This window comes from Pseudomonas sp. MWU12-2037, from assembly GCF_023242345.1.
Classification (GTDB): domain Bacteria; phylum Pseudomonadota; class Gammaproteobacteria; order Pseudomonadales; family Pseudomonadaceae; genus Aquipseudomonas; species Aquipseudomonas gingeri_D.
Map to the genome: position 1 here is coordinate 111,045 of NZ_JALLIZ010000022.1, position 11,245 is coordinate 122,289.

Genomic DNA, 11,245 nt, shown 5'->3' on the forward strand with positions numbered 1-11,245 from the left:
TTGCTGTCTGCAGGCACACGGACTGTAGGAGCATGGCTTGCCAGCGAAGAGGCCCTCAAGGCCGCCAAAAGCTTCGCGGGCAAGCCCTGCTCCTACAAGGACCGGGGTTGCAACAGAGAGGCCGTAACAGCGTCAACGCAACACCGAGGTATCTATGCAATTCGATTGGCCCTATTTCTTTTCGCTGTTCTCGATGCCAGCCTTCTGGCAAGCCTGCGTCACAGTGGTCGAGCTCAGCGCCCTGGCCTGGTTTATCGGCATGTTGCTGGGTTTCTTCCTGGCCTCGGCCAAGCTGTCGGCCTCGGCCTGGTTACGCCTCCCGGCGGCGGCCTATATCTGGTTCTTTCGCAGCATTCCGCTGCTGGTGCTGGTGGTGTTCGTCTACAACCTGCCACAACTGTTCCCGAGCACCGGCGGCGTACTCTCCGATCCGTTCTATTCCGGGTTGCTCGCGCTGGTGGTCACCGAGGCCGCGTACATGGCCGAGATCCATCGCGGCGGGCTGATCTCGGTCGCCAGGGGCCAGAAGGAAGCCGGCCGCGCCCTGGGCATCGGCGTGCTCGGGTTGCAACGGCTGATTGTGATTCCCCAGGCGTTTCGTATCTCGCTGCCAACCCTGATCAACGAATACATCACGGTGGTGAAACTGACCTCGCTGGTTTCGGTAATCTCCCTCACCGAGCTGCTCACCGTCGGCCAGCGCCTCTATGCGCAGAACTTCCTGGTGATGGAAACCCTTGGCGCGGTGGCGGTGTACTACGTGTTGATCGTGAGCCTGTTCGGTTGGCTCCTGCAACGCCTGGAGCGGCATCTCGACCTGGGTCAGCGCAAGCCGCAGACCCTCGATGAGACCGCCATCGCCGGACTCAGGGCCGCGCAGCCGACGCTGACCCCGCCACCTCGCACGCCGTCGGTCAGCGGTGCTCCGCTGGCGCTGGACCTGCAGAATATCCACAAGTGCTATGGCAGCCACGAAGTGCTCAAGGGCATTGATCTGGCGGTCGGCAGTGGCCAGGTGATTTCCATTATCGGCCCGTCCGGCTCGGGCAAGACCTCGCTGATCCGCACCGTCAATGGCCTGGAAAGTATCGACCAGGGCAAGATCGTGCTCTTCGGCGAGAGCTTTATCAGCGCCGCCAATCCCCCGAACAACCCGCAGATTCGTCGGGGTGTGCGGCGCATCGGCATGGTGTTCCAGAACTTCAACCTGTTTCCCCATCGCTGCATTCTCGACAACATTACCCTGGCGTCACGCTACCACGGCGTGGCCCGCGAACTGAGCGAACAGCGGGCACTCGCCTTGCTCGACAAGGTCGGCCTGCTGGCCCATGCCCGCAAGTACCCGCACCAGTTGTCCGGCGGTCAGCAGCAGCGGGTGGCGATTGCCCGGGCGCTGGCGATGGAACCGCAGATCATGCTGTTCGACGAGCCGACTTCGGCACTGGACCCGGAGCTGGTCGGGGAAGTGCTGAAGGTGATTCGCGAGTTGGCGGATGAAGGGATGACAATGTTGATCGTCACCCATGAGATGGATTTCGCCATGTCGATTTCCGATCGGGTGGTGTTTATGGAGAACGGGGTGGTGCAGTTGGACGCCAGCCCGCAGGCGATTCGCGAGGAGGCGGCGGGTGAGCGGGTGCGGCGGTTCATGGGGATTGAAGCCGCTACCACAGCGAGCGTGGCGCAGGCCAGCTGAAGCGAACGCCGTCCCTGTAGGAGCTGGCTTGCCAGCGATGGCGGCCGGATAGTCGATGCAAGACTTTCGGGCCTCATCGCTGGCAAGCCAGCTCCTACAAGGTTCGTGGCGCTCTCAAAGTCCCGTTTCAGCGCCCAACTCCAGCATCAATCCACTGAGCCGCTTGACCTTGCGCCCCACCGCCTCTTCGAACACCCCGCCACGGGGTTCGATCAAACTGAACCAATCCTTGGCCCGGGTGATACCGGTGTAGATCAGTTCCTTGGTCAACACCGGGTTCAACACCTGCGGCAGGATCAAGGCGGTATGGGCAAACTCCGAGCCCTGGGACTTGTGCACCGTCATGGCGTACACCGTCTCCACATCGTTCAACCGGCTGGGCAGGACAAAACGCACCCCGCCCTGCCCGTCATTACGCGGGAAGGCCACCCTCAACACTGGCTGGCCGGCTTCGGGTCCGTCGCGCTCCGGCAGCTTCAAGGCAATGCCGATATCGCCGTTCATCAAACCCAGGCCGTAATCGTTGCGGGTCATCAGCACCGGACGCCCCTCGTACCAATGCTGGTCGCTGTCGATCAGCCGATGGGCAAACAACGCCGAGGTAATCCGCTGGTTCAACCCTTCGACGCCCCAGGGCCCCTTGCGCACGGCACAGAGCAACTGGAACGCGTCGAAAGCCTGGAGCACCGTGCGCGCCCAATCGGTCCAGCGCGCATCCGCCAGATCGGTGCCGGCATCCGGACGCCGACTACGCAGTACCCCCAGGTAGTGCCGGTAACCTTTCGGGCCGGTGCCCTGGCCATCCAGCACCAAACGTTCGAACTGCCTGTCCTGCTCGCCCTTGAGCGACAGTACAAACAGGTCCGCGTGACTGCCGGCCGCCAGCAGCGCCCGCGCCTCGTCCGCCGACTGGCGATTGACCAGGCGGGCCAGTTGGCCGATACCGCTGCCTTCGCCGAAGCGCCGGGAGTGCCGCAACATCACCACCTGCTGGGCCAGTGGATGGCTGTCGTCCAGGTCTTCCTGCAAACCGCTGCCGCTCAAGTCCTCGCCGCTGACCGCTTGCAGCCAGCCACGGGTCCCCGCGCCGTACCAGCCCTCCTCGGCATCCCGACACAGATCCCCCAGTACCGCACCGGCTTCCACCGAGGCCAACTGGTCCTTGTCGCCCAGCAGCACCAGCCGGGCATGATCCGGCAAGGCATCGAGCAGATTGGCCATCATTTCCAGGTCGATCATCGACGCTTCGTCCACCACCAGTACATCCAGCGGCAAGCGGTTACCGGCGTGGTGACGGAAGTGCCGGGTGCCCGGCCGGCTGCCCAACAGACGGTGCACGGTGGTGACGTCGCTGGGGATCTTGCCGCGCACGCCATCGTCGATCTCCAGCGAGCGCACCTGGGCACTGATGGATTCGGTCAGCCGCGCGGCGGCCTTGCCGGTGGGTGCCGCCAGGCGGATGCGCAGGGGTTTTCCCGCCGCCACCGCCGGCGCCTGGAGCAAGGCCAGCAGGCGCACCACGGTGGTGGTCTTGCCCGTGCCGGGACCACCGGTAACGATGCTGAATGCTCCCCGCGTGGCCAGGGCACAAGCGAGTTTCTGCCAATCGATAAGCGCACCGGGCTGCGCCGCGCCGAACAGTGCGGTCAGGCGTTGCGCCAGGTCATCCGGGGTCTCTTCCTGTTCCGCCAGGCGCCGACGCAAGGCCTCATCGATACGCCGTTCGTAAGCCCAGTAGCGGCGCAGGTACAGGCGTCGTCCGCTGAGCACCAGCGGACGCTGTGCCGCTTCGATACCCACCTCGTCCGCCAACGCCACCAGCGAGCTTGTTTGCAGGGAGCGACACCAGTGCTCACCGTCCAGGGCCACCAGCAATTGCGACGGCAGCAGCAGCGCCCCGCCCTGCACATCACCTTCCGGCGGCAAGGACAGGGCGAAGTCCGGCTCCTGCAAGGTGGCGAACAGATCAAGGCAGACATGCCCGTGCCCCAACTGGTGGCTGGTCAGCGCCGCAGCCAGCAGCACCAGCGGATCGGCCTCGGGATCGAGTTCATGGAGAAAGGCCACGAAGGCCTTGTCCAGCGCCCGCAACCAACCCCGTTCAACCCAGCGCTCCAACAGCAACAACAAGTCCGCCGCGCGGCTCAGGGGCATCAGTTCAGCCAGGCTGTCGTCGCTCAGCGCCGTCGGCAGGATTTCCGAAAAAGAACGTTTCATAACAGACTCCCCTGCTCCCAGACGGGCTCGCCGCGGGGCACCGGTTTACCCTGGAACAGCAGGTCCAGGTGCTCGATCAGCTCACGGGGCGGCCGGGTGAAAAACACACCCTGGCTCGGCGCCCGGGTGCCACGCAGGAACAGGTACAAGGCCCCGCCCATATGCCGGTCGTAGTCGTAATCCGGCAGCCGCACCTTGAGCTGGCGATGCAGGGCCAGCAGGTAGAGCACGTATTGCAGGTCGTAGCGGTTGTCGAGGATCGACAGGTTCATGGCCTGCTCGGTATAGGCCGCGTCATCGGCGCCCAGCCAGTTGGATTTATAGTCGGCCACGTAGTAACGCCCCTGGTGCTCGAACGTAAGGTCGATAAAGCCCTTGAACATGCCATTGAGCAGGACCGGCTCGGCCTTGGCCCGGGCGACGCCGCCGTGGGTGTGGCGGCGTACCAGCTCGTCGACCTTGAGCACATCCACCGTGTGGCTGGCGAACCAGAACTCCATCTCCACCCGGTAGGCCTTGAGGTCCTGGAAGACCACCGGCGGTTGATCGTTGCCCAGGCGCAAAGGGGTTTGCAGCAGATCGGCGAGCCAATCGCTCAGGGCTGTGATCCAGCCTTTCCAACCCCGCAGATTGCCGCGTGGCGCGACGGCCTTTTCGATCAATGTGCGATCGGCATCAAAGCCTTCGTCACCGGCCCATTCGAGCAGGCCGTGGAGAAAGGTGCCGGGGTTCGGCCCACGGGGGAAACGGTGAATATCGCTACCGCTCGGCACCAGGTCGCGGGGCGCGGCCGGATCGAGACGTTCGTCGTCGAAGAGTTTTTGCGCCTGGGGGCTTTCCGGTGCTTCCTCGGTGTCAGCACTCTGCGCCTCGCCGATGCGCAAGGCGCTGTAGGAGGCGATCCACCAGTACTCGGAAGCACTGCGCTTGGGCAGGCGCGGGGCGAGCAAGAGGGCTTCATTGCGCGGCGGCTGGAAGGCTTCGGCGGTGGCCGCCGGCAGCGATTCGCAAGCCAGCGCCGGGCAACCTTCCCGCAGGTCCAGCAACCAGCGTTCAAGCCCCGTGGACTCGCCCAACACAGCGCCGCCACCGAGCAGATAGCCAAGGGCCGAGAGGTGCAGCACCGAGGCATTGTGGTTGCCACGCTTGAGGTCGGCCACTCCCAGCCAGCAAGCATGCCGGGCCCGGGTCAGGGCCACGTACAACAGGCGCAAGTCTTCAGCCAGGCGCTCGTCGTCGGCCTGGCCGATCAACTCGGCGGTAGGCTTCAGGCTGACCTGGGCCCTGCGCTCGGCATCGTGGTAATGCAACGGCAGGCGACTGCCGTCCACCGGTTTGACCGAGCAGATAAACGGCAGGAACACCAAGGGGTATTCCAGGCCCTTGGACTTGTGGATGGTCACCACCTTGACCAGTTGCTCGTCGCTTTCCAGGCGCAGGATCTGTTCTTCACCGGCCTGACCGGAAGACGCCAGGTGTTCGCCGAGATGACGGATCAGCGCCTGTTCACCGTCCAGCTCGGCGGCCGCCTGTTGCAGCAGTTCGGACAGGTGCAGCAAGTTGGTCAGCACCCGTTCGCCATCGCTGCGGGTCATCAGCGCCTGGGGCAGGTGGAAGTCATGGATCAGCCGACGGAGCATCGGCAACACGCCTTGTTTGCGCCAGATCTCGCGGTAGCGGCGGAACTGCATGACCCGCGCCTCCCACGCCAGCTCGTCCTGGTTGAGGCGCTCCAGTTCGGCCAGCGACAGGTTCAAGGTGATGCAGGCCAGGGCCGCCCGCAGCGGACGTTCGACATCCGGCTCGGCGCAAGCCTTGAGCCAGGCCAGCAGGTCATGGGCCTCCTGGGCGGCGAACACCGAATCCTTGTCCGAGAGGTAAACGCTGCGTACGCCGCGACTGGCCAGCTCGCCACGGACCGCCTGGGCCTCCTTGCCGTCACGCACCAGGATCGCGATATCGGAGGGCAGCACGCCCTTGAGGACGCCGTCGCGGACGAAACCGCTACGCTGCTGCTGACCACCGTTGAGCAACTCGACAATGCGCGTGGCGCAGGCCGCGGCCAACTGCTGGCGATACAACGCGCCGGACACCGGCTGCTCGGTTGCCAACTGCCAGAGATTGAGCGCCGCCACGGGCTGGCCGTCGATCTGCAAGACCTCCTTGCGCCCCTGGGCAGCCACCGGCAGAAACGGTACCGGGTTCTCATCGCCTTCGCGAAACAGGAATGCACCACGTCCTTGCTCGCGCTGCTCGGCACGCTCGAAGACATGGTTGACCGCCGTGACCATCGCCTGGCTGGAACGGAAGTTGGTACCCAGGGTATGCAGGCGACCGTGGGTGGCCTGGCGCGCTCGCAGGTAGGTGTAGATATCGGCACCACGGAAGGCGTAGATCGCCTGCTTCGGGTCGCCGATCAGAAACAGGCCGCACTCGGGACTGTTGTCCTCGATGCGGTAGATACTCTCGAAGATCCGGTACTGCACCGGGTCGGTGTCCTGGAATTCGTCGATCAGGGCCACCGGGAATTGCTCACGGATCAGGCTCGCCAGGCGCTCGCCACCGTCGGCATGGAGCGCCGCATCGAGACGCAGGAGCATATCGTCGAAGCCCATCTCGGCGCGCCGGCGCTTCTCTTCCTCGAAGCGCGCACCGGCCCAGCGGGCGGCGTGCTCGAGCACGGCGGCATCCGGGGTGGGCAAGGCGTCGAGGCTGGCTTTCAAGCCAGCCATGGCGTCGAGGGCTGGATGGCTCGGTGGCTCACCCTTCCAGGCTTCAGCCAGGCCCGCGGCGGTCAGACGGCTGAAGCCGGTGCCGATATCCAGTTGCTCCTGGGTTTCGTCCACGGCCCAGGCGCTGAGTTTCTCGAACCAGGGCTCGAAGTAGCGCGCCTGCATCTTGCGACCGTCGACGGTCTTGTTCGCCACGCCTTGCAGGCAGATATCCCGCAGTTCAGCGGCCCATTGTCGCCAGGGCGCCTTGAGTTGCACCAGGGCCTGGCGACGTTCCTGAATACAGGCCTCGATCAGCTCGGCCGGCTCTTGCAGGTTGTCGTTGCGTCGCTCGCTGCCGAACAGGGCCCGCACCCGGGGCAACAGTGTCGCCGGGCCGCCCCAATTGGCCCGGACCCAGTTCAACGCATCGCCGTGCATCTTGTAGCAGAACAGCCGCCAGTAATCGCGCAGCACTTCGCCCAGCAGTTCGCTGTGGTCGGTTTCCAGGGTCTGGGTAAACAGGCTGCCGCTGTCGAAGGCGTGTTCGCGCAGCATGCGCTGGCACCAGCCGTGGATCGTCGATACCGCCGCTTCGTCCATCCATTGGGCGGCGATATCCAGGCGATTGGCACAGGCCGGCCAGTGTTCGACCGGGTATTCGTCACGCAGTTGGGCGATCAATGCATCGGTGGCCGGGATCTCGTCGCGGAAGAACCGTGCGGCTTCCGCCAGGCGGGTGCGGATGCGGTCGCGCAGTTCCTGGGTGGCGGCATCGGTAAAGGTCACCACGAGGATTTGCGGCGGCAGCAATTCGCGGCCGAACCCCGAGTCCTCGCCGCCATGGCCGAGGACCAGGCGCAGGTAGAGCGCGGAGATGGTGAAGGTCTTGCCGGTGCCGGCGCTGGCTTCGATCAGTTGGCTGCCGCGCAGCGGAAAGGCCAGCGCCAGGGGGGGCTTGTTGTCGGTCATGAGCGCGCCTCCTCGGCAGCGAGAGAACGCCACGGCGCTTCGACCAGCGGCCGATAGAGCGCATCGCACCAACCTTCGAATTCCTCGCTGGCAATCAGCGCGTTGTAGTCGGCGAACTGGCGGGCCAGGGCCACGTTTTCCCGACGCTCGCCTTCGCTGTTCACACCGTCGCCGTCATAGGCCTTGCGCGCCGCGTCCTGCGCCTTGAGCGGGTCCGGCTGGGAGAGCCAGGCGAAGGCGGTCTTCACCGCGACCGGCAGCGGACGGCGCATGCCGGACTGCCAGGCCAGCAGCAGGTTGCCGAGGATCTCGGCGGCACGCGGCGCTTCGAACGGCGGCAGCAGCAGGGTGTCGTCGCTGGCCACCAGGGCCGTGGTCATCGACAGTCCGCAGGCACAGGCCACCAGGTGCTCGACCCAGGGCTTGGTCAGACGGTGCCATTTGCGCGTCTTGATCGAGCCGATGCTGTTGGGGATGGTGGTCACGGCGAGCAGGCCGCCGTCACTGCGTTGATGCAAACCGCTCAACCATCCCTCCACCCGGGTGGCGCTGGTGTCGAAGGCGACGGGCACGGCACTGGTCAGTGGGGTCGGCCAGAGGCTGAGCAGTTGTTGATAACGTTGCAGCAAATCCGGCAGCGGTTCGATCAGTTCGTGTTGCAGCAATTCGCCGAAACCGGCCATGGGCAGCAGGCCGCTGGCTTGTAACCGCCGGGCCTGGTGCTGCAGCGCCTCGTCCGGGTTGTCCGCCTGGAGCAGCGCCGCTTGCAGCAGGCTGTCGCTGAGGCTGTAGCGTTGCAGGGCATCGAGCACGAACGGTTCCTCGTCGGCCAAGGGTGCCTGGGCCGCTTCGAAAAAGACTTTCAGGCGCTGGCTGAAAAAGTGCCGGACGGGATTGCGCAGGAAATCCTGGAGCTGGGCCAGGGTCAGTGGCTCGTCCTGTTGGTAGGCGTCGAGTTCGGCACTGATTTCGTTCGGGCCCTGGGTCTCGTGCAGTTGCTGCCATTCGCGGGCATAGCTGAACAATTCGGCATGGCTGTCGTGGAAATAACGGGCGCTGAAGGGTTGCAACGGATGCGCCTGGGTCAGGGCTTTCAGCAGTTGCTCACCGTCGCCGTCCGGCAATCGCCAGCCCGCGGCGAGATGGTCGCGTAGCTGGCCGATCAGGACCGAGGCCGGACGCTCGCTGTTGTCGCGGATGCTGTGACCGACCCAGCTGATATAGAGCTGATGCCGGGCCGAGAGCAGGGCTTCGAGCAACAGGTAGCGATCGTCTTCCCGTCGCGAGCGATCACCGGGGCGGTAGTCGCTGCCCATCAGGTCGAAGTCCAGGGGTGGCTGCGCACGGGGGTAGTCGCCGTCGTTCATGCCCAGCAGGCAGACCAGCTTGAACGGGATCGCACGCATCGGCATCAGGGTGCAGAAGTTCACCGCGCCGGCGAGGAAGCGCTGGGACAGCCGGCCCTGGTCGAGGCCGGCCAGCCAGGCTTCGCGGACCACGGTCAGCGGCAGGATTTCCTGCAGGTTGACGGCTTCGCAGGTTTCCAGCCAGTCGGCGCGCAGCTGTTCGAGCTGGATCAGCAGATAGTCGTCGTGTTCGGTGCTGGCGAGGAAAAACAACTGGATCAGGGCGTGCAGGCGCTCGCCCCATTGTTGCGGAAGTGCCGGCTCGGAGAGTTCCTGGTGGGCGATTTCCAGGGCGTCGAGCAGGGCCACCAATGGGCCGATCAAGGCGGCGTCGAGGCCACCGATCTCGTCGTAGGGTTCGATACCTTCGCAGGCTTCGCCACTGCCGACTGCATAGCCCAACAGCATGCGGCGCAAGCCGAACTGCCAGCTGTTCTGTTCCAGAGCATCGGGCAGGCCGAGGCCGGCGCGTTGTTCGGCGTTCATGCCCCAGCGCACGCCGGCGCCTTCAATCCAGCGATGCAGGGTCGGCAGGTCACGTTCCTGCACATTGAAGCGCGCGCGCAAGGCCGGGACGTCCAGCAGGTCGAGGATCTCGCTGACCGGGAAACGACTATCGGGCAGCTTGAGCAGATGTTCGACGGCAATCAGCAACGGGTCGCGACCACGCTGACCCTGGTCGGCCAGGGTGAAGGGGATAAAGCGTGGATCGTTGCGTTCGAGCTGGCCGAACACCGCGCGGATATGCGGCGCATAGCTGTCGATATCCGGGACCATGACAATGATGTCACGCGGTCGCAGGTCCGGCTCGGCACTGAAGCGTTCGAGCAGTTGGTCGTGGAGGATCTCCACTTCACGCTGGGCGCTGTGGGCGATATGGAAACGGATCGACGGGTCGTGCTCGAGGTCGATCGCCGGCCAGTGCTCGCGGGTTTCGTTGAGCGGGCGCAGCTCGAGGATATCGTCCTGCAATTGATTGAGCAGGGTTGTCGGCGTGCTGTCGCTGAACAGGTCGATACGACCATCACGGAAAGCCGCGCGGTAGCTGGCGGGATCGTCGTAGCTGTCCAGCAGGTTGATATAGTCGCGGCCCTGCTTGCCCCACGCGGCCAGCAGCGGGTGCGCGTGCTGGTGCAGGGTTTGCGGGTCGAGGGCCAGGGGCATCCCGGCCTTGCGGGTCTGGCGTTTGTATTGGTTACGCAGCAGGTCCTTGTCGGCAACTATATCGGACCAGTGATGCCGGCAAGGGTTGTGCACGCAGAGCAGCACCTGGCTGAAACGGGCCAGTCCGGCGAGGGCTTCGAGGGCCTGGGCGGGCAGCGAGGAGATGCCGAATACGATGACTCGCGGCGGCAGGCCTGGTGGTGCGCTTTGCAGCTGGTTGATCCGTTCGATAAAGCGCTGGTGCACACCGGCGCGGCTTTGGGCCATGCCCGACTCACCGACGTCCAGCAGCAATGCGCGCCAGAGCTCGGCCTGCCAGCAATTGGCGGGCGGCAGCGGTTTGATCTCGCCGCGACCGCTGCGCAGTTGATGGCGGCCGGCAGCCCAGTCCTCCAGCCAGTCGGCGCGGTAGACCTGGTATTGGTCGAACAGGTCGGCGAGGCGCTCGGCCAGTTGGTAGCGCTTGCGCAGGTCGGTGTCGTGGGTGAGGAAGCGTTGCAGCGGCTCGAAGTGCGGCTGGTCGATCAGTTCCGGCAGCAGGCGCATCAGGCGCCAGGTCAGCGGGCCCTTGTCGAGCAGGGATTTGGCCGGGATCTCGTCGCGGCCCAGGACCCTGCGGTAGAGCTGCCACATAAAGCTGCCGGGCAGTTGCACATCAATGGCGGCGGCGATGCCGCAGCCGCCCTGGTCGTCGCCTTCCGGGTCTTCGGCCAGGGCGAGTTTCAGCCACTGGGCAATGCCGTTGCTCTGCACCAGGGCGATTTCGTTCTCCAGGGGCGCCAGGGGATAACGTCGCATCACGTTGATCACCAGGCTGCGCAGTTCCTCGGGGCTGTTGCTCTGCACCACCATGAAGGCGGGGTTGAGTGAGGTGGCGTCCGGCATGCCGACTTCCTTGGAGAATTCAAAACGAAGGCAGGACTTTACCACCTCCGGCGCAGGCAATCCCTCTTGAGCCTTGCATCGCCTGGGCCGGCCTCTTCGCGGGCAAGCCCTGCTCCTACAGTGTGATGTCGTATGCGAATTTTGTGTACGACGCCGTCCTGTAGGAGCCGGGCTTGCCCGCGAAGAGGCCCTCG

The 11,245-nt window shown here is 65.0% G+C and carries 4 protein-coding genes; 1 reads left to right on the plus strand and 3 read right to left on the minus strand.

All coding sequences use genetic code 11. The annotated features are described in order from the left end of the window. Positions 1–154 precede the first annotated feature (154 nt). Positions 155–1,696: an amino acid ABC transporter permease/ATP-binding protein gene (locus M5B42_RS28135; RefSeq protein ID WP_248747644.1), complete on the plus strand. Its 1,542-nt coding sequence runs from the start codon at positions 155–157 to the stop codon at positions 1,694–1,696. Between the two features lie 114 nt (positions 1,697–1,810). Here M5B42_RS28135 and recD read toward each other — a convergent pair whose 3' ends face one another. The 3 genes from recD to recC are packed head-to-tail and all read right to left on the minus strand — an operon-like array spanning position 1,811 to position 11,051. Next, positions 1,811–3,913, minus strand: coding sequence for an exodeoxyribonuclease V subunit alpha (recD, locus tag M5B42_RS28140; RefSeq protein WP_248747645.1), 2,103 nt, complete (start codon positions 3,911–3,913; stop codon positions 1,811–1,813). Then, on the minus strand, positions 3,910–7,596 hold the full coding sequence (gene recB, locus M5B42_RS28145) for an exodeoxyribonuclease V subunit beta (RefSeq protein ID WP_248747646.1): 3,687 nt from the start codon (positions 7,594–7,596) through the stop codon (positions 3,910–3,912). The genes recD and recB overlap by 4 nt, the downstream gene beginning before the upstream one ends. Next, the gene (recC, locus tag M5B42_RS28150) at positions 7,593–11,051 is read right to left on the minus strand and encodes an exodeoxyribonuclease V subunit gamma (RefSeq protein ID WP_248747647.1); all 3,459 of its coding nucleotides are present in this window, start codon (positions 11,049–11,051) and stop codon (positions 7,593–7,595) included. Before recC ends, recB begins: the two co-directional genes overlap by 4 nt. Between the last annotated feature and the right edge of the window lie 194 nt (positions 11,052–11,245).